Origin of the sequence: Arthrobacter echini (assembly GCF_004803505.1) — a bacterium.
Lineage (GTDB): Bacteria > Actinomycetota > Actinomycetes > Actinomycetales > Micrococcaceae > Arthrobacter_D > Arthrobacter_D echini.
Genome location: NZ_SSWH01000001.1, coordinates 122915 through 146931, shown reverse-complemented (window position 1 = coordinate 146931; position 24017 = coordinate 122915). Strand labels below are relative to the sequence as shown.

21 protein-coding genes are annotated in these 24017 nt (G+C 68.5%); 11 read left to right on the top strand and 10 right to left on the bottom strand.

What is annotated here, in order from left to right; translation table 11 throughout:
• Positions 1-2: 2 nt before the first annotated feature.
• Positions 3-1787 (bottom strand): glycoside hydrolase family 13 protein, encoded by a 1785-nt coding sequence (locus tag E8P82_RS00680; protein ID WP_136452567.1) that lies wholly within the window; start codon positions 1785-1787, stop codon positions 3-5.
• A gap of 267 nt (positions 1788-2054) precedes the next feature.
• Here E8P82_RS00680 and E8P82_RS00675 point away from each other — a divergent pair, with 267 nt between their 5' ends.
• From E8P82_RS00675 to E8P82_RS00665, 3 genes are read left to right on the top strand one after another with little or no spacing between them, the layout of a single operon-like run.
• Positions 2055-2621 carry a hypothetical protein gene (locus tag E8P82_RS00675; RefSeq protein ID WP_136452566.1) on the top strand — a complete coding sequence of 189 codons (567 nt, stop codon included), beginning with the start codon at positions 2055-2057 and terminating at the stop codon, positions 2619-2621.
• Positions 2622-2672: 51 nt separating this feature from the next.
• Positions 2673-3371: a PspA/IM30 family protein gene (locus E8P82_RS00670; RefSeq protein WP_136452565.1), complete on the top strand. Its 699-nt coding sequence runs from the start codon at positions 2673-2675 to the stop codon at positions 3369-3371.
• 21 nt (positions 3372-3392) lie between these two features.
• Positions 3393-4076, top strand: a complete 684-nt coding sequence (locus E8P82_RS00665) for an SDR family NAD(P)-dependent oxidoreductase (protein WP_136452564.1) — start codon at positions 3393-3395, stop codon at positions 4074-4076.
• 144 nt (positions 4077-4220) lie between these two features.
• Here E8P82_RS00665 and E8P82_RS00660 read toward each other — a convergent pair whose 3' ends face one another.
• The 5 genes from E8P82_RS00660 to E8P82_RS00640 form a co-directional block, all read right to left on the bottom strand.
• Positions 4221-4814 (bottom strand): DUF1648 domain-containing protein, encoded by a 594-nt coding sequence (locus E8P82_RS00660; protein ID WP_136452563.1) that lies wholly within the window; start codon positions 4812-4814, stop codon positions 4221-4223.
• A gap of 185 nt (positions 4815-4999) precedes the next feature.
• Positions 5000-5551 (bottom strand): hypothetical protein, encoded by a 552-nt coding sequence (locus E8P82_RS00655; protein ID WP_136452562.1) that lies wholly within the window; start codon positions 5549-5551, stop codon positions 5000-5002.
• A gap of 614 nt (positions 5552-6165) precedes the next feature.
• The gene (locus tag E8P82_RS00650; protein WP_136452561.1) at positions 6166-6459 is read right to left on the bottom strand and encodes a hypothetical protein; all 294 of its coding nucleotides are present in this window, start codon (positions 6457-6459) and stop codon (positions 6166-6168) included.
• Positions 6460-7795: 1336 nt separating this feature from the next.
• Positions 7796-7957: a hypothetical protein gene (locus E8P82_RS14955; RefSeq protein WP_168796456.1), complete on the bottom strand. Its 162-nt coding sequence runs from the start codon at positions 7955-7957 to the stop codon at positions 7796-7798.
• A complete protein-coding gene (locus E8P82_RS00640) occupies positions 7954-8985 on the bottom strand; it encodes a DUF695 domain-containing protein (protein ID WP_136452559.1) in 1032 nt (343 codons plus the stop codon). Before E8P82_RS00640 ends, E8P82_RS14955 begins: the two co-directional genes overlap by 4 nt.
• Before the next feature lie 192 nt (positions 8986-9177).
• Between E8P82_RS00640 and E8P82_RS00635 the strand changes: the two genes are divergently transcribed.
• Both E8P82_RS00635 and E8P82_RS00630 read left to right on the top strand, forming a co-directional pair.
• Positions 9178-9927: a ZIP family metal transporter gene (locus E8P82_RS00635; RefSeq protein WP_136452558.1), complete on the top strand. Its 750-nt coding sequence runs from the start codon at positions 9178-9180 to the stop codon at positions 9925-9927.
• A 47-nt stretch (positions 9928-9974) separates the two neighbouring features.
• Positions 9975-10694 carry a hypothetical protein gene (locus tag E8P82_RS00630; RefSeq protein WP_136452557.1) on the top strand — a complete coding sequence of 240 codons (720 nt, stop codon included), beginning with the start codon at positions 9975-9977 and terminating at the stop codon, positions 10692-10694.
• A 33-nt stretch (positions 10695-10727) separates the two neighbouring features.
• On the opposite strand, the gene E8P82_RS00625 is transcribed toward E8P82_RS00630, so the two are convergent.
• Positions 10728-11942, bottom strand: coding sequence for an MFS transporter (locus tag E8P82_RS00625; protein WP_136452556.1), 1215 nt, complete (start codon positions 11940-11942; stop codon positions 10728-10730).
• 48 nt (positions 11943-11990) lie between these two features.
• Positions 11991-12869 carry a tRNA (guanosine(46)-N7)-methyltransferase TrmB gene (gene trmB, locus E8P82_RS00620; protein WP_136452555.1) on the bottom strand — a complete coding sequence of 293 codons (879 nt, stop codon included), beginning with the start codon at positions 12867-12869 and terminating at the stop codon, positions 11991-11993.
• Between the two features lie 327 nt (positions 12870-13196).
• On the opposite strand from trmB, the gene E8P82_RS00615 reads away from it, so the two are divergent.
• Both E8P82_RS00615 and E8P82_RS00610 read left to right on the top strand, forming a co-directional pair.
• The gene (locus E8P82_RS00615; protein ID WP_136452554.1) at positions 13197-14861 is read left to right on the top strand and encodes a DEAD/DEAH box helicase; all 1665 of its coding nucleotides are present in this window, start codon (positions 13197-13199) and stop codon (positions 14859-14861) included.
• 101 nt (positions 14862-14962) lie between these two features.
• Positions 14963-15361, top strand: a complete 399-nt coding sequence (locus E8P82_RS00610) for a YccF domain-containing protein (protein ID WP_136452553.1) — start codon at positions 14963-14965, stop codon at positions 15359-15361.
• A gap of 264 nt (positions 15362-15625) precedes the next feature.
• On the opposite strand, the gene E8P82_RS00605 is transcribed toward E8P82_RS00610, so the two are convergent.
• Positions 15626-17539: a penicillin-binding transpeptidase domain-containing protein gene (locus tag E8P82_RS00605; protein WP_246020864.1), complete on the bottom strand. Its 1914-nt coding sequence runs from the start codon at positions 17537-17539 to the stop codon at positions 15626-15628.
• On the opposite strand from E8P82_RS00605, the gene E8P82_RS14950 reads away from it, so the two are divergent.
• From E8P82_RS14950 to clpB, 3 genes are all read left to right on the top strand, one after another.
• Positions 17538-17681, top strand: a complete 144-nt coding sequence (locus tag E8P82_RS14950; protein ID WP_168796455.1) for a hypothetical protein — start codon at positions 17538-17540, stop codon at positions 17679-17681. The genes E8P82_RS00605 and E8P82_RS14950 overlap by 2 nt on opposite strands.
• Before the next feature lie 91 nt (positions 17682-17772).
• Positions 17773-19731, top strand: coding sequence for a DUF6541 family protein (locus E8P82_RS00600; protein ID WP_136452551.1), 1959 nt, complete (start codon positions 17773-17775; stop codon positions 19729-19731).
• Positions 19732-19790: 59 nt separating this feature from the next.
• Positions 19791-22406: an ATP-dependent chaperone ClpB gene (clpB, locus tag E8P82_RS00595; protein ID WP_136452550.1), complete on the top strand. Its 2616-nt coding sequence runs from the start codon at positions 19791-19793 to the stop codon at positions 22404-22406.
• A 53-nt stretch (positions 22407-22459) separates the two neighbouring features.
• Here the strand turns inward: clpB and E8P82_RS00590 are convergent, their stop codons facing one another.
• The gene (locus E8P82_RS00590; RefSeq protein WP_136452549.1) at positions 22460-23470 is read right to left on the bottom strand and encodes a hypothetical protein; all 1011 of its coding nucleotides are present in this window, start codon (positions 23468-23470) and stop codon (positions 22460-22462) included.
• Between the two features lie 290 nt (positions 23471-23760).
• Here E8P82_RS00590 and E8P82_RS00585 point away from each other — a divergent pair, with 290 nt between their 5' ends.
• Positions 23761-23994, top strand: coding sequence for a DUF3073 domain-containing protein (locus tag E8P82_RS00585; RefSeq protein ID WP_136452548.1), 234 nt, complete (start codon positions 23761-23763; stop codon positions 23992-23994).
• Positions 23995-24017: the final 23 nt, after the last annotated feature.

Genomic DNA, 24017 nt, shown 5'->3' with positions numbered 1-24017 from the left:
GCCTACCCCTGATCCGCCCCGCTCATCAGCCAGACGCAGGCGTCCGGCGCGAGCTGACCGGCCAGGACGGCGTCGGGCATGCTGGCGGCAACGACCGCACCCTCCGGCAGCGGGACGGCGAACCCGCCCATGTTCAGGACCACGATGATCTCCCCGTTCCGGAACGCGACGACATCGGTCTGCTCGAAGTCGCGGGACCAGCTGAGCGAGCCGGCACCGAGGCGCAGATCCCTGCGGAGCTGCAGGGCCGTGCGGTAGAGCGTGAGCGTCGAGTCCTGGTCCACGGACTGGAGGTCCCGCGCATAGCCGCCCCAGCTCTCAGGCTGGGGGAGCCACGGTGTACCAGTGGCGCCTGCATCGTGAGTATTGCCTGCGGAGTCAGCATCGTCGGTGCCGATGAAGCCGAACGCCGGCGCCTGCGCTCGCCAGGGTAGGGGGACGCGGCAGCCGTCGCGCCCGAGGCGTTCACCGCCCGTGCGCGCGAAGGTCGGGTCCTGCCGGGCGTCATCGGGCATGGACGTGTGGTCGGGGAGACCCAGCTCCTCGCCCTGGTACAGGTAGATGCCGCCCGGAAGAGCGAACATCGCCAGGGAGGCCGCGCGGGCGCGGGTCAGTCCCGTAACGGTGTCGGGCTGCACGTCCGCGCTTCCGATGCCGTCGCCGCCTCGGGGTGAGCCGTCCGTGAGGCCGAAGCGACTGGTGTGCCGGACGACGTCATGGTTGCTCAGCACCCAGGTGGTGGGGGCTCCCACGGTGTCGAAGGCGGCGAGCGAGGCCGAGACGACACTGCGCAGACCATGGGCGTTCCACGAATTGTGCAGGTAGGCGAAGTTGAAGGCCTGGTGCATCTCGTCGGGGCGCACCCAGTCCGTGAGCCGCGCCAGGGGGTCTATCGAGGCCTCTGCGCAGAGGATGCGCTCGCCGTCATACTCCGCCAGGATGCTCCGCCACCGGCGGAAGATCGCGTGGACCCCGTCCTGACCGAACATGGGTGCTTCCCAGCCGGGGTAGCCTTCCGTCGACCCGCCGTCGGGGCGTCCTCCCCAGTCCGGCAGGCCCTCGGCCTTGATGAGCGCGTGGGCGACGTCGACCCGGAAACCCCCGACGCCGCGATCGAGCCAGAAGCGCAGCACCCGCTCGAACTCCGCGTGGACCGCGGGGTTGTCCCAGTTGAAGTCGGGCTGGGAGGAATCGAACAGGTGCAGGTACCACTGGCCGGGCGTGCCGTCCGGATCGAGGATTCTCGTCCAGGCCGGACCGCCGAAGTGGGACTGCCAGTTGTTGGGAGGCTCCTCACCGGCGGTGCCGGTGCCGTCACGGAAGATGAACATCTCCCGCTCCGGGGATCCGGCCGGGGCGGCCAGCGCGGCCCGGAAGAGAGCGTGCTCGCTGGAACAGTGGTTCGGGACGAGGTCCACGATCACGCGGATGCCGAGGCGGTCCGCCTCCGCCACGAGGGTGTCGAAATCGGTGAGCGTGCCGAAGAGCGGGTCGACGTCGCAGTAGTCGGCGACGTCGTACCCGCCGTCGCGCTGGGGCGAGGTGTAGAAGGGGGAGAGCCACACGGCGTCGACGCTGAGCTCGGCCAGCCGCGCGAGTTCCGACGCGATGCCGGGAAGGTCTCCCACGCCGTCGCCGTTCGAATCGCGGAACGAGCGCGGATACACCTGGTAGATGACGGACCTACGCCACCACTGGTCTGATCCGGAGGCAACGTGCAGGGGCTCATGGAACGCAGTGCGGACAGGGAGCTGCTCGTGCTGCAGGACGTCGATGATCTCGGACATGCGCCCCAGCGTAGTGCTCGAGCCGACGCTGGTGGAAACGCTTGCAGCGCCGCAATGCGGCTATGTAGGTAGATTTCTCATTGTTTCACTGCTGATCACCACGTTTTCAGGGCACCGCTGCAAGCGCTTACACTCTCACTCACGTTTCGTGGCTGCACCGACTTCGGACCTGCGGGCTATGGCGTCGGCTCCCTCGTTGTCCATGGCTGGAATTTGTCGGGGCACCCGGGCAGACTTGGTGCATGGAAGACCGTCTGGAGTTGCCGCGTGCTTGAGCTCTTCGTCGAAGCCCTGGCCATCGGAGCCGGGGTGGTTGCGGCGATCGGAGCCGGTACGGGAGTGGCCGGGTGGCTGGTTGTCCGGAAGCTCAGGCGCTCGCGGATCATCGAGCGCACGAAGGATCGCGGTATTCTCGCCGCCCGTGCCTACGCCCCCGATCGGCTCACCAGGGAGCCGGCCCGGTTGATCCTCGAACTCAAGCGCTCCTCGCACGCCACGCATGCAGCACTGAACGAGGCGGTCACGCAGGGACGGCCCGTGGGTGAGCTGCCACGTGCAGCAGCGGAGATCGATCGCGCGGCGGCCTCGCTGGAGAATCTGCTCAGAGCTGCTGACCGCGAACCGAACCGGACTCTGAAGCAGGAGTGGACCGATGACCTCGGTGCACAGGCCAGGGCTCTCGACGAACTCTCCGCCGATCTGCGCCGCTGCCTCCTGAATACTTCACGCTCCATCGACACACTGCAGCTCGAGCAGGCCACCACGCGCCTGCGCACCGAGATCTCCGCCATGGCGACGTGGCGGGATACTTATGGGAACCGTCAGGGCCGGTGACCGGCTCGCGGCGGTAGTCCTCAACCATCCAGCACCTCCGGGGGTCAGGCAGTGTCGATCAAACGGCGCATCACGCGCATCGTCCAGGCGAACAGGAACGCGTCCGCCGAGTCCCGAGAGGACCCTCGGGTCCAGGCGCAGAACGCACAGCAGGCGCAGCGCGCCCTGCTCGACAGGGCTCGGCGTGGAGCGGCCGATGTCGCCGCGCATCACCACCGGGTGGGACTCGCCGCGAACGAGGCCGCCGACTACCTCAACCGTGTCGAGGCCGCGGTGGCCGCCGCCGTGCAGCGGGGGGACGACGCCGCCGCCCGTGCGGCGATCCGCGAATCGATGACGGCACGGCGCCGCCTCGAGACGCTGACGGCGCAACTGCGCGAGGCGGAGCAGCAGGCCCGGCGCCTCCACGATGACGTGCGGCGGCTCGAGCAGCGCGTGCAGCAGAACGCCATGGACTACGACGCCATGCTCGCCCGGCGAGCGGCTGCTGAGGCGGCCATCGGCGTCCATGATGCCCTTGCATCGTCGTCCCGCGAAGCAGCAGCGATCGAAGCCGCACGGCGTGATGCGGAGCTCGAGGTGCGGCGCTTCGAGGCGCAGGTGCAGGCACGCGAGGAACTGTCCTGGTCCGATCCGTCCTCCCGGCGACTCCAGCAGGCCTTCGAGGAGCTCGAGGCGGATGCGGCGGCCCAGCAGGAGCTCGAGGAACTCAAACGAAGGATGCCCCGGGAGCACCCGCCGGGGCAGTAGGGGCGTTGTTACACTCGGCCCATGACTGAGCTCAGCGGTTCCCATGTACTCGTGATCGGTGCGACCGGGGTTCTCGGTGCCGAGCTGTCCCGTCGGCTGGCGACCCACGGCGCCCGGCTGACACTGTCGGGCCGCTCCGCACAGAAACTGTCCACACTCGCGGGCGAACTCGGCGACGCCGTCGTGGGACAGGTCGCTGCGGACCTCGGCACGCCGGACAGCCCGGTGGCGATCGCTGCGGCACTCGAGGACAGGGAGCTGGGCGGCGTGGTCTTCGCGGCCGGCGTGGTTGCCTTCGGTCCCGCTGTGGAGGTGGACGACGACACCCTCGACGAACTCATGCTCGTGAATCTGCTCGGCTACATGCGGCTCATGCGCGTTGTCGCTCCCAAGCTCACCCGAGGGTCGTTCGTGGCCCAGCTCAGCGCCGTCGTCGCGGAGTCGCCCACGGCAGGCATGGCGGCGTACTCGGCGACGAAGGCGGGTCTGAGCGCGTACGGGAAGGCGCTGACTCTCGAACTGCGCAAGCAGGGTGTGAAGGTGCTGGACGCGCGCCCTCCGCATACAGAGACCGGCCTCGCGAGCCGTCCGATCGCGGGGGAAGCCCCGAAGCTGCCGCAGGGCAAGGACCCCGCGGCGGTTGCCGAGCGCATCATCACGGCCATCCGCGACGATGAGCGGGATCTGCCGTCGACGGCGTTCTGAGCACCGCGCGCATTCCCACCGGGCCTCCGGTTACACGGGACAGCTCTCACCATGGGAACCCAGGTACGGGCCGAGGCTGCAGGCGTCGTCACGGCTGACAGTCCGCCCCTGAAGTAGTTGCGCGGCGAAACTGATCCCGCTGAGTCAGAGTCTGAGCATTCGGAGGATGAAGAACGTCATTGAACCCAGAAGCAGTCCCAGTCCGAACCAGATCCCAGGGATGATCGACCAGTCCCCGGCGATGCTACCCAGGGCGGCGATGTGCAGCACTGTCGCGCTGAAGGTAGCCCAGATCATCATCTGGACGCCGTTCCTGTAGTGGGCCTGAATGTTCTCCTCGGTGACTCTCCCGACGCCGTAGTTGTAGATTCTGGGGTAACGGGTCAGGATCGCGAGTCCGATGATGGTTGCCAGAAGTATGCACGCAGGGATGAGTATCTCCCACGGGGAACCGTAACGGTCGACTGAGCCGTCAGCGGAAAAGTGCAGTGGAATCTGCGCCGGCATCGACGGAATACGGCCGATGATCCAGATGGTGTAGCCGAGGGCGGCCACGACACTGCCGATGAGCAGGAATCGATGCAGTGGGTCGAGGACGAAGGACGGCTGCGGGCGGCTGCGCATCGTCGGATAATGAAGCACACCCGTCCCGTCACGGAACGGCACGTCATGGCGGAGAGCTTCGACGTAGTCACCGACCGGTTCACGACCCTCGTCGTGCTGGGTGCTTCGGGCCATCTGCGTCCTCCTGAGGTGGCGTCGCCAACCTGTCGTCACGAGTAGGTGGGCAAGTTTGAGCGTGCACTGCGGCCGGAAGTCATTGCGGGGGCGGGGCGGGCTCCGTGGTTCCGTGATCTGGTCCGATCAACCAAGCCTCGATCAGTAGTTTATCCCTCACCGTTCATTGGACAGTGAGGACCGGATCATACCGGCGTTGTCCGGTTGAGGGCTTCGACGAACTGCTCGGCTTCGGTCCTTTCGGGGCTGGTGGTTGTCGACGCGGGAATGGTGGTCATGTCGATGGACACGCCGACGCCGTAGTCGCTGATCAACCAGGTGTCGTTCCCGTCGGGGACCACCGTGTAGGACATGTTCCCGTAGGACATCTGCGGGAAGGGTAGGGCAGCGCCGTCCAGGAGGACGTCGGCGGTGTAGACGACGGCGATGACGAAGGTGAGGCTCTGTCCTGGTCCTGCCCAGACCTGCTGCGTCCTGATGGTGCGGTCCTGTACCCGTGGTTCGTTCTCCCCGTACAGATACCGATAGGTCGGGGAGTCCTTCTGCCAGGGCTCCATCTCCACGACGGGTGACTCCCCGGAGAGGTTGAGCTCGATCGTTCCGCGTCGGTCCGGGGCGAACAGGGCCTTGTGTTCGTCCCACCAGGTGTCGCGGAGGGCAGCGAGTTCCTGTGGGGGGAGAGCGGCGGAGTTGTTGAGGACGGAGTTCACGCCTTCGGAGGCGATGAAGTCACTCACGGTCCTCTGGGCGGAGGCGACTTGTTCGGGCGTGAAGACCTCGGTCGGGAAGATCCGGCCGAGATCCGGCGCCGAGACGAAGCTGGGACCAGCGACGTCGTACGCCGTGTCGTCCTCGGGTAGCGGAACCTGCAGGTACGGCCCGTACGGGTGTTCGATTCGTACTCCCTCTGCGGACGGAGCGGGCGGGGCTGACGACGGTGCCGGCTCAGTAGTAGGCGCTGCCGTCGATGTGCTTGCCGGTGGGGACGGGGAAGACGTCGCCGTCGGACTCGAGGTCGGCAAAGCTGATGGCGTCATGGATGCCGGGGGTTCCCCGGGGCTGCTGCTGGTCGTAGTCGGCTCTGTTGTCGGTTCTGCGCTATTCGCACACGCGGTAGCCGAGACTCCCAGAGTGAGGGCTAGCAGCCCGGAGGCCGTGTAGGTCTTCGTCTTCGTCCACATAGGTACCTTCCTACTGACGTTGGGTCGTTGCTGGAGCTGTCCGCCGTGCGGGAAGGACGGCCGCCGTCGAGGTCTCATGTTGAGGTTTCATGGTGGTTCTGGCAGGAACCGGAGAGTGTGCCTTCGCTGACCTGCTATGGGGTCGGCCGGGTCTGCCAGAGTGCTCGGGCTCAGTTGTCGCGGCTGTAGGTCCCGTCCGGGTGGACCTGCCATACCTCGATGGTCCCTGACCCGCCGCCGGCGCTGAGGCTGATCGACTGGACGATCACCTCGAAGCCCGGATCGCCCAGGGGATCAGGGCCGGCGAGGTACTGCAGATCGGAATTCGACCCGTATTCTGCCCGGATCAGCTCGATGGCCTGTTCAGGGGTGCTGACGGTCGGCGAGTCGGCTGGGGCAGACGGCGCGGGGCGGGCTGGCTGAGGGTCAATGGGAGCAGGCGCCGGCGGGGCCGTCGCGGCCACGGACGTCTCAGAGGTAGAAGCCGGTGTAGGCGCCTCGCTCGGGGGCGTCGCCGGGGAGGAGGGGGTCGGGGACGTGCTGGGGGTCGGGGCCGTCGAGGGGGCCGCCGGGGTCGGCGGTGCAGTGGGCGTCGGGGAAGCGCTCCTGCTCGGGCTCGCACTGCTCGATGCTGTTTCCGCACCGGGTTCGGCGCTCGTACAGGCGGCAGTCGAGAGCACCAGGGCGAGCCCGATAGTAAGTACTTGTTTTTCGATAAGCCGCATGAGTCCCCATCGCCTGACTCTGATCAGTTACTCTTCCAAACTATCCGATGGTGCCCAGCGAATTGAGCCTGGTGCAAAAGCTGTTCATCGCGTCGCATCCGACAACGTCGCTCAGAGGCTCTTGAAACCATTTCCGCCAGATTGCGTCGACGTCGTCGCTGCTGATACATCCGTTCCTGAGCAGCAAGCCAGCCAGGGGAATCGCTTCGAGTGAGTACTCGTCGTGAGGTGCTCCATCACCGGTGCCCGGGCCCAGACCGTACGGATCCAGGTCGTTGAGCATCGCCACAACTGACGTGACCGTGTCTCTCCACCGTTGAACGCCCGACTGCATTCCAACAGGATGCATCAGTCGCGTCCCGGTAGGCGATCCGGCAGCGGGATGCGGAGCTTGCCTTGGTCCTACCCGCATGGCGACTTCGCGTGAAGAAGGCCTGCGACCAGTTCCACGCCGTGTCGCTCGAGGTCCTCGGGCGCGATGCCTTCAGAGGGATGGGCCCAGGCCGCGCGTCCAGGACGGCCGTTCAGCAAGCCGTCCGCGCAGTACTTATAAACGACGCCTCCTAGGAAGGAGACACTTCCCGGACGGCGCTGTGGCCTCTTTCCTGCAGGGCGGGGCATGGAACCAGTGTGAATGATTGCTGCTTTCCGCAGCATCGTGGCCGGCACAGGCCAGAACTCGAATTCGTCGTTGTTGGCGTCATTGAAGGAGGGTGAGTACCAGCTGGGACCGCTCAAGGTCAGCGTCCGTTGATCCCAGGTGGCTGGTACGAGGGTGGCCCACCACTCATGGTTGATCGCCGCTCGATTATTCAGGTCAACGATGGACCCGGCGGTATCCGGAAGATGACTACGCCGTGTCAATTCCTCCATGCCAGAAGCGTAGCGTGAGCCGGTTTCGAGTGCGGTCGGGGGCTCTCTGAGATCGGGCACTTTTCCGGCTGACACTTGCCCGCAAGCCGGTCGCTCACCGTTCCTGTCGAAGCACGCAGGATTGGTCTGCCCTGTCGTGCAGGGCAGGATCGTTTGTTTGCCCGGTGCATCCTGAGTACACCCGCGTGAGTGACATCGACCCCTAAATTTTGGCGGCCCGACTGATGCTGATCATGCTCACGGCGAGGATCCGCAGCGGCACCGCGACGCCGGGAGGCCGGCCGGTGGCGTTGACCAGCACGAACACCGTGCCGAACGAGGCCCCGATGAGGTGGCCGATGAACGTGGGGGTGCGCGGGTTCATGCGAAGTCCTGCACCTTCTTCCAGGTGGGGTCCAGCGTGTGCCTGATGCTGACGCGCCGCGAGTTCCGGGCCGCGGCATCGAGGACGTCCCGGGCGGTCCGGTCCTCGGAGTCCGAGTACACGTGGAGTGTCCGAACTCCCCGGGAGGTCTCGGTGGCGACCAGCAGGCCGCGCGGCCCCAGCTGCCGCACGAGGGCTTGCTCGACGCTGTGCAGCATGTCCTCGGCGGACGGAGCGGGAAGGCCCTGGTCGTCGGCGTCGAACGGGACCTTCAGCGCCGAGTGGAGATCCAAGCGCGGGTGATCGATCCAGCGCAGCGGCCGCCGCACCCGCACCAGGATCGGGCTACCGCTGCCGAGGGTGCCCCGCAGCAGGAGCCAGTGCGGCCGCGGCAGGGAGCGGGCTAGATCTGCAACCCGCTCAGGCAGCTGAGCGGCAGAAATGCTGTCGACGACGTCGTGCACGATGCAGTCCACGCGGCGGACCCAGCGACGGACGTCGTCCTCCCCGAGCAGCCATTCGAGCAGCAGGACGCACAGCTCGTACTCGTCGTCCCACTGCCCCGTGAACGCGGGGTTGAAGACGGAGACGATGAAGCTGTCGCCCGCTCTGGTGGGGTTCGCGTGCACCCGGGTCCGTGCGAGGTCGAAGGTCCTGCCGCGGTAGGTGATGGTCGATTCCAGCATCTCCGGTCTCGGGCTGCGCGCCGGGGCGAACTCCCAGCGCCTGCCCGCAGGCGGTGACGCGCGGAACCAGCGTTCGGCGACAGCGCGCAGGGACGGGTCGGCGCCGCCGGAGACGTAGAGGGTGTGTTCGGCACCCCAACCGGTGCGGGTCTCCCACTCCAACCCCCGCGCGATGGCCTGGACCTGCCGCGTCATCACCTCGACGTGGGACCCGAAGCCCCCGTCGCGGGTCGCCGTGGTCAGCAGGTCCTCGCCCTCGTCCGCCCACCACTGCCAGAAGGCGCTGATGGGATCCCTGCCGGTTCCACGGCGCCGGACGCATCTGCGACTGATCCTGCCCATGATCCCCGCGTTCCCTTGCCGGCGTCCGGATGCTTCGACCCAGAGAATCTACCGTGCCGCGCAGGTGCAGGGACATACGCTGTGTGCCGTTCGGGCGCAACGGACGCTGTGCCGGAACGCCCCCGGTTGACGACGCGATGCACCGGCGTCTACTGATGGTGACCATGATGATGACTTCTCCGGGGAGGGCCTGTGCCTGAGTGGTTGTTCGCGGGAGGCGCAGGCCTCCTCGCCGGAGCGGCCCTGCTGCTCGGCAGCTCCATAGCGTGGTTCGTCCGCGTCCCTACCCGTGTCGTGGCCGCGGTGATGGCGTTCGGCTCGGGGGTGCTCATCTCCGCTCTGACCTTCGAACTGGTGCAGGAGGCCTCCGACCAGGGTGGACTGCTACCCACTGCAGGAGGTTTCCTGGTCGGGGCGGTCGTGTACGTGGGGCTGAACGTCGTCCTCGCCCAGTACGGGGCCCGGCACCGCAAGCGATCCGGGTCCCAGCAACCCTCCCAGGGCGAGCAGTCCGGCAGTGGAGGTGCCATTGCCATCGGGTCGTTGCTGGACGGCGTTCCGGAATCCATGGTGCTGGGACTGAGCTTCTTGGGTGGCAGCGGCGTGAGCATCCCGATGTTCGCGGCCGTGTTCATCTCCAACGTCCCCGAGGGACTCTCCAGCACGGCCGGCTGGAAGCAGGCCGGACGGAGCCCGAAGTACGTGTTCGGGATCTGGGGAGCCATCGCACTCGTCTGCGGCCTGGCGGCCCTGGCCGGGTACGTCCTGCTGGACGGCGCAGCGCCGAGCACCCTGGCGTTCGTCAATGCCCTGGCGGCCGGAGCGATCCTCGCGATGATCACCGACACCATGATTCCGGAGGCCTTCGAGTCGGCCTCCCTCTACACGGGCCTGATCGCGACGCTGGGCTTCCTCACGGCTTTCACGCTGCATCTGGCATGAGCAATCCGAGGGTTCATTCGGTGGTGCCTCACCTCTAGGATTGCGGCATGGCGGGACGAGAGCAGATCCAGGAGCCGCAGTGGTCGGCACGTGACGAGGCACTGTGGACGACGGCGGAGCTGGCGCTGCTCCACCGCGAGGGACGGCTGGGGCAGCGTCACCCCGTGTCGGTGCCCTTCGCGATGCAGCACGCCGGTGATGAACGGCCCTACGCGCACGGACCCTTCCGCCTGCTCTCCTTCGAAGCGCGCGGCGATGGCAGCTACCAGTCCAGCAGTTCCTTGTTCGTCGCGACCGGACGCGGCGCGATTCCCGCGATGCTCGGATACGGAGCGGCGGCTGCCCTGGTCAATTCGAGCCGTCGACGTCGGGCGGCTGCGCTGGCAGCACCGCAGTGGACGGTGATCGATACCGGCACGCTGACCGTGACGAACCACGGTTTTTATCTCCACACGCCCTCCGCCATCCTCGCCTGGGGGTGGACCAGCATCCAGATGGCCACCCTGGTGGGACCGGGCAAGCTGCAGCTCATGGGCACCTCCACCAACGGAGGAGTGAACTGGATCCTCGAGTCGGACTGGGCGGAACTTGTCTTCTTCTTCTGGGCCACGGCACGCTGCGCGCAGCACGAGCAGTTGCTGAGCAGACTGTGGCTGCCCGATGAATGGGTGGCGAGGGCCTCGGCGCACACGCTCGGCAGGGTCGGGCCCCGGAATTACTACGCCTTCCTCGAGCTGTCCAGGGGCCTCGGCATGGGAGCAGTGTAGGCGCAGGTCGCGCAGCACTTCCCCGGTGTCGCGCTACGCGGGCCTGCCGCCCGGAGCCTCGCGAAGCGCGACGGCGGCGAGGAGCCCGGCGATGATCGCCAGCGTCCCGGTGAAGCCGGCCACGCCCGCCCAGTCGAACTGCGCGAAGAACAGGCCGCCGAGCCAGCCGAGCACACTCGAGCCGGCGTAGTAGGCGAAGTTGTACAGCCCCGACGCCTGGGCACGCCCCACGCTCGCCAGCGCCGGCGTCCACCCCGAGGCGATGGAGTGCGCGGCGAAGAAGCCGCCGGTGAAGATGATCAGTCCCAGGATGATGAGCGGGATCGAGTCGGTGAGCGTCACCGCGAGGCCGAGGAGGATCACCGGGACGGCTGTGAGGAGAACCGGGAGTCGCCCCACCCGTACGCTCAGGCTGCCCGCGAGGCGCGAGGTCGCGGTGCCGGAGAGATAGGCGAGGAACAGCAGGCTCACGAGGGAGGCAGGCAGGAGGAACGGCGGCGCCTCGAGGTGGAAGCCGAGGTAGTTGTAGACGGCGACGAACCCGCCCATGAGCAGGAAGCCCTGCGCGTAAAGGGCCAGCAGGCGCAGCGATCGCAGATTTGCGACGATCCGGCGCACCAGGGACGGTCCGCTGCCGCGCACACTCGGGGTGAAACCCCGGGAACGGGGCGCGAGCAGGAAGAAGGCGACGGCGGCGGCGCCGGCCAGGAGGCTGACGGACAGGACGCCCGTGCGCCACCCGAGCAGATCACCGACGGGCCCTGCCACGAGCCGCCCCGTGAGCCCGCCGAGCGTTGTCCCGGCAATATAGGTCCCGGCGGCGACGGCGACATGCAGTTGCTGCACTTCCTCGTGCAGGTACACCAAGGCCGTCGCGGGAACCCCACCGAGGGCCACGCCCTCGAAGAACCGCAGGACGATCAGCAGCTCGAAGCTCGGCGCCACCGCGGCGAGGACCCCGAGCACGACGGCGGCCCCGATGGCCCAGCTCATGGTGCGCTTGCGTCCGGCCCGGTCGGCAACGGCCGACCAGGGAATGACTGCGAGGGCGAGTCCCAGCGTCGCGGCGGAGATCGTCAGTGCCGCGTCCGCCGGTGAGACGGCGAACTCCGAGGCGACGCCGGTCAGCACGCCCTGCAGCGAATACAGCTGGGCGAAGGTTGCGAGCCCGGCGAAGAGCAGCGCGAGCAGGATACGGCGGTAGGCGGCGGAGTCCTTCGCGTGGCCCTGCCACGGCAGCGCGGTCATCGGCGGGGTGCGCGCAGCGTCATCGGTGCGGTTCCATGGGAATGCCGCTCAGCGGCGTCGGTACGCGAGGTCGAAAACCATCCGGCCCGCCTCCAGCGCCTTGTTCTCGAAGCTCGTGGGAATCCTGCCGTCGAAGCGCGGAGCCCACCCGCCCACCAGGTCCACACCCTCGTTGACCCCCGTGTTACCGGTGCTGACCGGGTCCTTGCCCTCGCGCACGGGAGCACCGCCCACCACGGTCTCCACGCCGCTCTCCCAGACCTGGGTGAGCGGACTCCGTTCACCCGAGCGCTCGCCGTCGTGCAGATTATCGAAGTGACCGCTCGCGTCGAGGACGGCGCGCATCTGCACGGCGTAGCTGGACCAGTCGGTGGCGAGCCGGAAGACGCCGCCCGGTTCCAGGACCCGGGCCACCCGTTCGACGTAGTCCTCCTTGACGAGCCTGCGCTTGTGGTGACGTGCCTTGTGCCAGGGGTCGGGGAAGAAGGTCCACACCTCCGCGGCGGCTCCCGCAGGAATCATCCCGGCGAAGGCCGCAGCCGCATCCACCTGGGCCGTGCGCACGTTGGTCAGCTGTTCCTGGCTGATGCGCAGCATGGTCTGGGCCAGGCCCGGTCGGTAGACCTCGAGCGCCAGGTAATTCCGGTCCGGATCGTGTGCGGCGGCATGCGCTATCGCCTCGCCGAGTCCCGAACCCACCTCGATGATCAGGGGCGCGGGCCGGCCGAACGCGGCGTGGAGATCGAGCACGAAGTCAGGCGCCACCGAGGTATCGGAGCCATGGACGTGCGGCAGGTCGAGCAGGAAGTCCTCGGCGAGTTCGTCCCAGGCCTCCCGGCGCCTGCCCTGGAGACGTGAGCCCCGCCGGACGAAGGACACGGGCTGTGTGCGGTACGGCTGATCGGGGGTCTGTGTCGGTGGCTCCATCACGGTCAAGGCTACCGGCAGCTCCCGCCCTGGACTGCGGCAGGCGGCCGAAGCACGCGACGGAAGTATGCGACCGCACCACGCCCGGTGAGCGGTGATCCGTCTCCGATGCGGGCTCCGGTGACGCCTGCTGCTAGACTGAATGCACTTGCCTGCGCGCGATGACACTCCATCAGTACGGTGCGCAGCCTGCGTCGATGAACGCATTCTTTTGTCCCGCATCCGGCTCCCCGAGCAGGCGCGGTGGACACTGTCTGACTTTTCTTCGGCGAACCCCGGTGTCCAACCGGTGCCGGGGAAGATGAGAAGAAAGCCCCTAGCTCCTTTATGACTACTTTTGCTGCCCTCGGTGTGCCCAGGACGCTGGTCGAGAACCTCGACGCGCAAGGCATCACCGAACCCTTTCCCATCCAGGTCAAGTCCCTGGCTGATTCCATGGCCGGCCGGGATGTCCTCGGACGCGGTCGTACCGGCTCGGGCAAGACCCTGGCATTCGCCCTGCCGATGGTGACCCGGCTCGCCGAGCAGGAGGCGGCCTACCGCCGCAAACCCGGGCGTCCCCTGGCGCTCATCCTCGCGCCGACCCGCGAGCTCGCCACCCAGATCAACGCGACCGTGGAGCCCCTGGCCGGCGAGCTCGGACTGAAGACCACCGTGATCTACGGCGGGGTCTCCCAGCAACGCCAGGAGAAGGCACTGCGCGCCGGTGTCGATATCGTCATCGCCTGCCCCGGCCGACTCGAGGACCTGATGCGCCAGAAGCTCATCACGCTCGAGTCCGTCGAGATCACCATCCTCGACGAGGCGGACCACATGGCCGATCTCGGGTTCCTGCCCGTGGTCAAGAAGCTGCTCGACACCACGCCGGCCGACGGCCAGCGCCTGCTGTTCTCCGCGACCCTGGACAACGGCGTCGACAAGATCGTCAACCGTTACATGAGCAAGCCGGTCACCCACTCCGTGGACGACCCCCAGGCCTCCGTCACCACCATGGAGCACCACGTGCTGCTGATCGGTGACCAGGCCCAGAAGAAGCAGCTGATCGTCCAGCTCGCCTCGGGCACCGGGAAGCGCCTGCTGTTCATGCGCACCAAGCACCACGCGCGCAAGCTCGCCAAGACCCTCACCGACGCCGGGATCCCTGCCGTCGATCTGCATGGCAACCTGTCGCAGAATGCCCGCGACCGGAATCTGGCGGAGTTCTCCTCGGGCGACGTGCGCGTGCTGGTCGCCACGGACGTCGCGGCCCGCGGTGTGCACGTGGACGACGTCGAGCTCGTGGTGCACGTGGACCCGCCCACCGAGCACAAGGCCTATCTGCACCGTTCCGGGCGTACCGCCCGCGCCGGTTCCTCGGGCACGGTGGTCACGATCACGCTGCCCGAGCAGAAGTCCGAGGTGCAGAAGCTGATGAAGGCAGCCGGTGTCGACGTCGCCTTCGAGACCGTGAAGCCGACCTCGCCGCACGTCCTCTCGCTGGTCGGTGACGTGGCGGAGAAGATCGATCCGCGCACCCGCGCAGCGTTGCTCGCCTCCCGCGAGGCAACCCGTGGGGAAGGAACGTCCACCGGGGCCAATGCGCAGCGCAAGCGTGCACGCAGCACCGCAGCACCGGTCGCCGGAGGGCGCGGCGGCAGGGGCGGCCGCGGCCGCGTCGCGGCGGAGAAGCAGTCCGGGAATCGCGCCGAGCGTCGCACGAATCAGCCGCAGGCACCGCGCTTCGGCTCCGACGCCGGGGCAGCCGCATCCGGCGGCTCACGTGGACGGGCGGTAGAACCACGCACGACGTCGGAGACGTCGTCCCGCACCCGCCGCCCCGCCTCCGGGCAGCGCGTCGGCGACGCCGTTCGGCGCCCGGCTGCGGGAGCGCCCGCAGCGCAGGGCCAGCGGAACCACGCGTCCTCGTCCGCACCGCGCGCCGAAGGAGCACGCCGTTCCGGCGGGTCCCGCAGGGCGGGCGCTCCGGCGTCGAACGACCGCCGCTCACGCTGAGCCGCCGGGAAGTCCCGGAAGTCCCCTACCCGCTCGCGGGTAGGGGACTTCCGTCCGTTACGGCACGTGCAGCGGCGGGCAGCATGCGGGACAATGAGCTGATGAACGCAATTCTGAACGTCATCTGGCTCCTGTTCGGCGGCATCTGGCTGGCCATCGGCTATTTCGCGGCAGGAATCCTCTGCTGCCTGCTGATCGTGACCATCCCGTTCGGGATCGCCTCGTTCCGGATCGGCGTCTACGCACTCTGGCCCTTCGGCCAGATGGTGGTCAACCGGGGTGGCCGCGCGGGTGCCCTCAGTACGATCGGCAATGTGATCTGGCTGCTCGTCGCCGGGATCTGGATCGCCATCGGCCACGTCCTGACTGCCATCCCGATGTTCGTGAGCATCATCGGGATTCCGCTGGGCATCGCCAATCTCAAGCTCATCCCGGTCTCGCTCGCACCCCTGGGCAAGGTGATCGTCCCGTCCTCGACGTACCTGCCCAGCTACCGTTGAGACCTGCCGGACAGCATTGAAGAAGGGCCGCCGCCCCCAGGGATGGCGGCCCTTCTCGTGGAAGGCCTACTGGGAATCGGCGTCGCCCGAGCTCTTCGGGTCGGACCCGTCCGCGTTCTTCAGGAGATTGCCGAGCAGTGCGAAGATCCGGGCCGGTCCGGATGAGCGGACTGAACGTGAATCCGCGGTGATTAGTCCGACGGTCTTCGACTGTGCTCCGGCCCACTGTCCGGACGCTGGTCACGCCGGTGGGCGCCCTGCCGGTCAGGATGCCGCACCGGTGAGGAATTCCTGCATCAGGGGTCCGCCGGACGTCGAGCCCAGCTCGCCCTCCTCGACGAACACGGCGACGGCGAGATCGCCCTGGAGCGCGATCACCCACGCGTGCGTCCTCGGCGGGTCCTCGCTCCCGAACTCCGCGGTACCGGTCTTGGCCAGGACCGGCTCGCCGGGGACGTCCTGCAGGAGTTGCGCACCGCCCTGCTCGACGACGGCACCCATGAAACTCCGCAGCGATTCTGCTTCGGCACTCGTGAACGAACTCGGGGCCGGCTCGTCGGACTGCTCGGCGTCGGGCGTCGTGGCCCCGCCGGGTGCGAGCAGCGTGGGTGTGACACGTTCGCCCGCCCCGACCGAGGCCGCCATGGTGGCCAGCGAGAGCGGGGAGACCAGGATCCGGCCCTGCCCGATCATCGATGCAGCGTGCGCCGTCCCCTCCGCCTCGATGGGAACGTCGCCGAAGAACGCCGGTGTGCCGATGCTCGCCGGGACGCCGATCCCCAGGTCCTGGGCGGCGGCGGCGAGTTCGGCCTGCGTGACGTCGTTCCGTGCGGCGATGAAGCCCGTATTGCAGGACTGCGCGAAGGTCTCGAGCAGCTCGATGGTGCCGAGGAACTCATCGGGGTAGGTGCCGGCGTTGTTGAAGGAGCGCCCGTCCACGTCCACCTCCTCGGTGCACTCGGTCGGGCTCTGTGCAGTGAAACCGTTGCGTAGGAGCGCGAGTGTCGTGGCGACCTTGAAGGTGGAACCGGGTGGGTACTGACCGAGCAGCGCGGTCTGGAAGCCTTCGCTTCCCGGTCCGTTGGCGATCGCGAGGATCTCCCCGGTACTGGGCCGCAGGGCGACGATGGAGGATGCCGAGGGCTCGTCCGCCAGGATCTGCTCCCCGAGAGTCTGCAGGCGCGGGTCGAGGGTCGTGGCGAGATCCGTTCCGGCCACGGGCTCGACGGCGAAGAGGCGCTGGGTGGGTGCGGCCGTGTCGGTGGACACGGTGCTGACCTCCAGTCCCGGCAGGCCGGTGAGCTGCGCGTCGTGCTGCAGCTGCAGACCGCTGAGCCCGGTGATGTCGCCGGGTTCGAGGGCGCCGTCGGACTGTGCCACGAGTTCCTCGGTGGCCTCTCCCACGCTGCCGAGCAGTTCCCGGGCGAAGGTACGCGTGGGGCCGAGTTCGAGCGTGCCCGGCTGTGCGAGCGCTCCCTCGATGGCGTCGATCTGCGCGTCCGTCACCTCACGGTCGGCGTCGTCGCGTACCACGAGGGCGACGACGAAGGCCTCGTCCCCTGCTGCGGCAACCTCATCGGCGTACCCGTCGGGGTCGAGATCGAGCAGTGAGGCCAGTTCGCGCGCGGACGCATCCTGGCCGGCTTCGGATACCTGTGTCTTGTCGATGCCCACGCGCAGTACCGGCCGTTCCGTCACGATGACCTCACCACCGGCGCCGGTGATGTCTCCCCGGTCCGCCGGGATGCTCGTCAGGGAGAGCTTCTCCTCCGGCAGCAGATCCTGGACGAACACTGCCGGGTTCCATGCGGTCTGCCAGCCGTCCTCGACCCGGGTGAGTTCCGCCGTCGTGCTGTAGGTCCAGTCCCGATCCGTCGCGTCGAGATGCCAGACGTAGTCCAGCGTGGCCGTGGCGATGTCCTCGCCGGTCTCCTCGACGCCGGCAACGCTCACCTCCGGCGACCCGGGCGCGAAGTCCTCGGTGATGGTGGCGAGCTCGTCCGTGACCTCGGACGCCGGGGCGGAGACGAAGGCGGACTGCCCGACGTCGAGGCGCGCCAGCCCTGCGGCGAGGGTGGCGGCCGCGTCCTCCGCCGTCGGACGGTCGTCGGTGCAGGCGGTCAGCGTCAGGGCGAGGGCGACGACGATAAACCCGGTGCCACGATGGAGTTTCCCCATGCGGCTCATTATGTACGAGATCGTTCGCCTCGCCGCGGTTCGGCGCGCAGGACCGTGCGCCCGGCAGGATCGGGAGCTGATCCAGGCCGTGGTCAGGGAAGGGCTGAAGAATGGTCTGGCGGAGCGCGCCGCCGTACAGTGACGAGGATCGAGTACGACGTCCATCCGTCATCGGAGTCCGCTGAGCACCGCCCGTCATCGAGCACCGGCGTCCACTGACCACGAGGGGGAGCATGAGCTGGGCCGAAGCCGCCCCTGCATTCCTGGTGTCCCTGCTGGTGGTCTTCGGTCCTGGTCTGCTGTGGGGCGCGGCCCTCGGCCTGCGGCGGCTGACTCTGCTGGCCCTCGCCGGTCCCCTCAGCATCACCGCGGTGGTGGTCTCGGCCGAGGCCGCCGCGCTCGTGGGGATCGGGTGGTCCCTGCTGCCTGTCGCGGTGGTGGCCGCGGGAGTGGCCGTCCTCCTCCGGTTCGCCCGCCACCTGTTCGCGCATCTGCTGCATCCGCAGCCGGAGGCCGCGCCCGCCGCGTCCTGGCGGACCGTGATCACGGCGTGGGCCGTCTCGGCCGTTCCCCTCGCGGCCATCATGATCTGGATCATCGGTGTCTCCGAGAACATTGCGCAGTCCCACGACAACACCTTCCACCTCAACGCCCTCCGCTACATCGACGACACCGCGAATGCCTCGTCCCTGACACTGGGGTATCTCGGAAGCCGTGAGGGCACGTTCTACCCGGCCGCATGGCATGCGGTGGTGTCCCTGGTGATGACCTCCGGGGTCCCCCTGACAGCGGCCGTCAACGTGACCAACGTGGTCCTGATCACGGCCATCTGGAGTACGGGCTGCCTGTTCCTCGTCACCCGTGTCCTGGGCGAGGGGGCCCTGCCCCTCCTGGTGGCCGCGGTGCTCTCGACCGCCTACAGCACCTTTCCCTACCTGTTGCTCGAGTTCGGCGTCGTCTACCCGTTCCTGCTCTCCGTCGCCCTGCTGCCCGCAGCACTGGGCCTCGTCCTCCAGCTCGTCGGCGCGGGCGTCCCGGGTCCGCTGCGCACGCTGCTCTCCGTCGCCCTGCTGATCGGCGTGCTGCCGGGGCTGCTGCTGGCCCATCCGTCGGCGCTGCTCGGTCTGCTGGCACTGGGGGCGCCCGCCGTCCTGGCGGTCGTCCAGCGGCGCGCCCGCAGCGCGGACGGGCGGGCTCGACGCACTGCACTGGCGGGTGGGGCGGCGTTCCTGCTCGTCGGCGTCCTCCTGTGGGCGACGGTGCGTCCTGCGCGCAGCGGCGCGGACAACTGGCTCGAGCTCGGCGACGCCGGCAGGGCCGTGGCGGAGGTCCTGTTCCACGGTCCGCTGGCCCGGCCGGTCGCCGTCCTGGTGACGGTGCTGACCGTGGTGGGCGCCGTCGTCGTGCTGCGTCGGCGCAGGAACCGCTGGATCCTCGCGCTGTACGCGGTGGCCGCAGCCCTGTTCGTGATCGGCAACTGGCGTCAGGCACCGGATCTGCGCTGGATCGTCACCGGGCCCTGGTACAACGACTACTTCCGGATCAGTGCCCTGCTACCGGTCGGTGGGATCCTCCTCGCGAGCGTCGGGGGCGCCGCGGTGGCGGATGCCCTGCTTGCCCGGGCACGGCGCCGTCGCTCCCTGCGCGGAACGCCGGAACCCTCCTGGTTCGTACCTGTTCTCGCGGGTGCGCTGGTCCTCTCGGCGCTCGCGGTGGCTCCGTTCTTCGCCGTGCAGCGCGGCGTCGTGGAGGCGGCGGCCCAGTACCGCTACACCGACAATTCCCGGCTCCTCACCTCGGACGAACTGGAACTGCTGCAACGGCTTCCCGAATCGGTGCCACCCGACGCCGTGGTGGCGGGCATGCCGTTGACCGGGGCCTCGCTGTCCTACGCGCTGGCGGACCGCAGGACCCTGCTGCCGCACGGAACGGTTCCCGCCACCGCCGATGCCCGGCTGGTCTTCGAGGAGCTCGACACCATGGTGGGCAATCCGGAGGTCTGTGCCGCCGTCCGCAGAACGAATCTCCGGTTCGTCCTGGATTTCGGCAGCGCGTCCGTCAGGGGCGGGAACGCGCCCGTACCGTCGGGACTGGACGAGCTGACGGTGGAGAACGGATTCGTGCTGGTGGACAGCGAGGGTGATGCGTCTCTCTACCGGATCGTCGGCTGCAACACTCCGTCCGAGAGTTGAGTCAGGTAGACTCAAGGTACTGGTTCTACCGTTGGAATCCCGGAGAAAGGAACGTACCCGTGGACACGAATTTCACCACCAAGAGTCGGGAGGTGCTGTCGGCCGCTGCGATGAACGCGTCCACGGCAGGCAACGCCCAGATCGACACAGCACACTTCCTCAAGGCACTGATGGATCAGCGGGAGGGGATCGCCGTCGCCCTGCTGAAGGCCGCCGGGGCGGACCCGGACACCGTGAGCGTGCAGGCCAGCAATGCCATCAAGGCGCTGCCGGCGTCGTCGGGAGCGTCCGTGGCCCAGCCGCAGTTCTCCCGCCAGGCACTGCAGGTCGTGAACACCGCGAAGCAGGAGGCCGATCGCCTCGGGGACCAGTTCGTCTCCACCGAGCATCTTCTGCTGGCGCTGGCGGCCGACGACGGCGCCGCCGGCGGGATCCTGCGCGGCCTCGATCTCACGCGCGAGGCGCTGGCCGCCGCACTGCCGGGTGTCCGGGGGGAGGGGCGCGTGAACTCGCCCGATCCGGAGAACACCTTCCAGGCGCTGGAGAAGTTCGGCACCGACCTCACGGAGGTGGCACGCAGTGGCAAGCTCGATCCCGTGATCGGGCGCGACACCGAGATCCGCCGCGTGGTCCAGGTGCTCAGCCGCCGCACCAAGAACAACCCCGTGCTCATCGGCGAGCCCGGTGTGGGCAAGACCGCCGTCGTCGAGGGACTCGCCCAGCGCATCGTGGCCGGTGACGTGCCCGAGTCGCTCCGTGGCAAGCGGCTCATCAGCCTCGATCTCGGCTCGATGATCGCCGGTGCCAAGTACCGCGGGGAGTTCGAGGAGCGGCTGAAGGCCGTGCTCGAGGAGATCCGTGCCTCGGACGGCGAGGTGGTCACCTTCATCGACGAGCTCCACACCGTGGTGGGAGCCGGCGCCTCCGAGGGCTCCATGGACGCCGGCAACATGCTCAAGCCCATGCTCGCACGCGGCGAGCTGCGGCTGATCGGCGCGACGACACTGGACGAGTACCGCGAGAACGTGGAGAAGGATCCCGCGCTCGAGCGCCGGTTCCAGCAGGTCTACGTGGGCGAGCCGTCGGTGCCGGACACCATCGGTATCCTCCGCGGCCTGAAACAGCGCTACGAGGCGCACCACAAGGTCTCCATCGCCGACTCCGCCCTCGTGGCAGCGGCAACCCTCTCCCACCGCTACATCCCGGGCCGGCAGCTGCCCGACAAGGCGATCGACCTCGTGGACGAGGCCGCATCGCGGCTGCGGATGGAGATCGATTCCGCGCCGGTCGAGATCGACGAACTGCGCCGTTCCCTGGAGCGCATGCGCATGGAGGAGATGGCCCTCTCCCGCGAGCGGGACGAGGCGTCCGTGGAACGGCTGGAGGCGTTGCGTGCCGAGATGGCCGACCGGCAGGAGGAGCTCGACGGGCTGAACGCGCGCTGGGAGTCCGAGAAGGCCGGCCTGAACCGCGTGGGTGAGCTCAAGGCCTCCCTCGACGACCTGCGCTCGCAGGCCGACCGCGCCCAGCGGGAGGGCGACCTCGAGACGGCGTCACGCATCCTGTACGGGCAGATCCCGGGTCTCGAGCGCGAGCTCAGCGAGGCGCAGGCGGCCGAGGAGCAGACCGTCAACACACCCGACCTGATGGTGGCCGAGGAGGTCACCGCGAACGACATCGCGGAGGTCATCTCGGCCTGGACCGGCATCCCCGCAGGGCGCATGCTCCAGGGCGAGAGCCAGAAGCTCCTCGAGATGGAGGAGCGGATCGGTTCGCGCCTGATCGGCCAGCGACGCGCGGTGACTGCCGTGTCCGACGCCGTCCGCCGCGCCAGGGCCGGCGTCTCCGATCCGAATCGTCCCACCGGCTCCTTTTTGTTCCTCGGTCCCACGGGTGTCGGCAAGACGGAGCTGGCCAAGGCGCTCGCGGACTTCCTGTTCGACGACGAGCGTGCCATGGTCCGGATCGACATGTCCGAGTACTCGGAAAAGCACTCCGTGGCGCGCCTCGTGGGTGCTCCTCCGGGCTACGTGGGCTACGAGGAGGGTGGTCAGCTCACCGAGGCCGTGCGGCGCAGGCCCTACAGCGTCGTGCTGCTCGACGAGGTGGAGAAGGCGCACCCGGAGGTCTTCGATCTGCTCCTGCAGGTGCTCGACGACGGCCGTCTCACCGACGGCCAGGGCCGGACGGTGGACTTCCGCAACGTCATCCTCGTGCTGACGTCGAATCTCGGCTCGCAGTTCCTCGTGGACCCCTCGCTCGACGACGCCGCGAAGCGTGCCGCCGTGATGTCCGCCGTCAACGCGAACTTCCGGCCCGAGTTCCTGAACCGGCTCGACGACGTCGTGATCTTCGATCCGCTGGGCCTCGACGAGCTGTCCCGGATCGTGGACCTGCAGGTCGACCAGCTCGCGGAGCGGCTGCGGGATCGGCGTCTCGAACTCGATGTCAGCGCCGCGGCGAGCGAGTGGCTGGCGCTGACCGGCTTCGATCCGGCGTACGGCGCACGCCCGTTGCGCAGGCTCGTGCAGCGGGAGATCGGTGACCGGCTCGCGAAGGGGATCCTTTCCGGGGACATCGTCGAGGGGGACACCGTCGTCGTCGACCGCTCCGAGGAGGACGACGCGGCCCTGGACGAGACCGGGCTGACCGTACGTGCGGCCGGTCAGATGTAGTCCAGCATGCTGCACGGGTTCAGAACGGGGACCGGCCGGGTCCCCGTTCTGCGTCATTCGCGCGCGATGACCGAAAGCTGCCCCAGCTGGTCCTGACCCGCTACGTCGAAGAGTTCCAGCCCGCTGATGAGGGAGACGACGAGCCAGATCAGCAGACCGACCAGCACCACCACCGCGGCAATCACCAGCAGCAGCGGCAGGGCGTTGCTCCCTGTCCGGGGTTCGTCCTGAGCGGCGGGCATGTCCCTGTCCCCGCCGGTGCCAGCCCTTTCGCGCCCGGCACGGTCGGCGGCGCCGTCGGCCCGGCCGACGACCCTCGTGCCGTCACTCTCCCCGACCGGGTTCCCGCTGACGACCCGGTCCTCCGATCGCGTGCCGGGAGCCGGAGCCGCAGAAGCACCGGCGGCCACGCCTGCGGAGGCAACGGGAGCGCCGGGAGCAGTGGGAGTACTGGGGGTGCGTTCCGCGCCTGCGCCTCCCGTGGCGCGCCCTGATGCCGCGGGACGTTCATCGGGTCCAGCAGATGCCTCGGCCGCCACTGCGACCTCGGCCGGGGCATCAGGAGAGGTCCGCTCCCGGGACGCCGGGTCGGACTCCGCAACGGAGCCTGCACGGGAATCCTGCTCCGTGTCCTCCACCACGCCGCCCGCAGGTGCGGTGGCATCGTGGGAGGCTCGCGTGACCGGCGCGTTCCGGGGCATGGGACCGCCCACGAGGGAACTGGCCTGTTCCGCCTCCGCGGCGACCGCCCGGGCCTCGGCTGCGGCGGCCTCGAGGGAGGCGGCGTCCGCCACGTCCTGGCTGATCTGCGCGGGCGCGAGATCCGGTTCGGACAGATCGATCGTGTCGGGTCCCACCGACAGCTCCGGCTGGACGCTCCCGCTCGGCATCGGGTCGTCGGTCGTCTCTGCGCCCGCCGGTGCACCGGCACCGACGCGGTCGGTGCCGGTGGCTCCCGCACCGCGGGGCGCCGTGTCCGGACCGGCTGAATCCTCCGGCGCAGGTGGGTCCTGCGGAACCGTGCCGGGTCCTGAATCGTCCGGGTTCTGCCTCGCATTGTCCATGGCCGTGTCTCCCTGCATTCCCGGTGGTGCGTAGGCTGCGTGCTCCGACCTGCCGTGGAGTCCATCCAAGTTCATCCGGGGAGGAACCCGCAAGGGCCGGCCTCGTCTCCCGCCGGTCGAGTGGAGTGGCCACTGTGCCCGGGGTGCGATCCGACCGGCAATCGGGGGCCACTGAAAGCATGTAACCTAGACGTACGACAATTTGACCAAATACTCCGGGGCCTCGCTGCAGCCTTGGGCCTCGTGCCCCAGTGACCACCTCCGGATCGACGCACAAAGGGGGTCACGCCATGGGGCGCGGCCGTCAAAAGGCAAAAGCAACCAAGCAGGCCCGGGACATGAAGTACTTCAGCCCGGCCACGGACTACTCCGCTTTGCAGCGAGAGCTCACGGATCAGGAAAGTCGCGCTGCTGCCCGGCGTCCCGAACCGCTGGAGCCGGTGGAGCCGGACTATTCGTCGTACGCGGACAAGTATGCGGACGACGACGACGGCGACGGGAGCACCTCCCGCCGCACCGGCTGAGCACCGCACACCGGCTGAGCGGA

Bases quoted from the DNA above. Each gene is read 5' to 3' on its own strand.
- E8P82_RS00680 (WP_136452567.1), bottom strand. From the start codon at position 1,787: ATGTCCGAGATCATCGACGTCCTGCAGCACGAGCAGCTCCCTGTCCGC.
- E8P82_RS00585 (WP_136452548.1), top strand. From the start codon at position 23,761: ATGGGGCGCGGCCGTCAAAAGGCAAAAGCAACCAAGCAGGCCCGGGAC.
- E8P82_RS14955 (WP_168796456.1), bottom strand. From the start codon at position 7,957: ATGAACCCGCGCACCCCCACGTTCATCGGCCACCTCATCGGGGCCTCG.
- E8P82_RS00610 (WP_136452553.1), top strand. From the start codon at position 14,963: ATGAACGCAATTCTGAACGTCATCTGGCTCCTGTTCGGCGGCATCTGG.
- E8P82_RS00615 (WP_136452554.1), top strand. From the start codon at position 13,197: ATGACTACTTTTGCTGCCCTCGGTGTGCCCAGGACGCTGGTCGAGAAC.
- E8P82_RS00625 (WP_136452556.1), bottom strand. From the start codon at position 11,942: ATGACCGCGCTGCCGTGGCAGGGCCACGCGAAGGACTCCGCCGCCTAC.
- E8P82_RS00590 (WP_136452549.1), bottom strand. From the start codon at position 23,470: ATGGACAATGCGAGGCAGAACCCGGACGATTCAGGACCCGGCACGGTT.
- E8P82_RS00630 (WP_136452557.1), top strand. From the start codon at position 9,975: ATGGCGGGACGAGAGCAGATCCAGGAGCCGCAGTGGTCGGCACGTGAC.
- E8P82_RS00665 (WP_136452564.1), top strand. From the start codon at position 3,393: ATGACTGAGCTCAGCGGTTCCCATGTACTCGTGATCGGTGCGACCGGG.
- E8P82_RS00600 (WP_136452551.1), top strand. From the start codon at position 17,773: ATGAGCTGGGCCGAAGCCGCCCCTGCATTCCTGGTGTCCCTGCTGGTG.
- E8P82_RS00605 (WP_246020864.1), bottom strand. From the start codon at position 17,539: ATGGGGAAACTCCATCGTGGCACCGGGTTTATCGTCGTCGCCCTCGCC.
- E8P82_RS00660 (WP_136452563.1), bottom strand. From the start codon at position 4,814: ATGGCCCGAAGCACCCAGCACGACGAGGGTCGTGAACCGGTCGGTGAC.
- E8P82_RS14950 (WP_168796455.1), top strand. From the start codon at position 17,538: ATGCGGCTCATTATGTACGAGATCGTTCGCCTCGCCGCGGTTCGGCGC.
- trmB (WP_136452555.1), bottom strand. From the start codon at position 12,869: ATGGAGCCACCGACACAGACCCCCGATCAGCCGTACCGCACACAGCCC.
- E8P82_RS00640 (WP_136452559.1), bottom strand. From the start codon at position 8,985: ATGGGCAGGATCAGTCGCAGATGCGTCCGGCGCCGTGGAACCGGCAGG.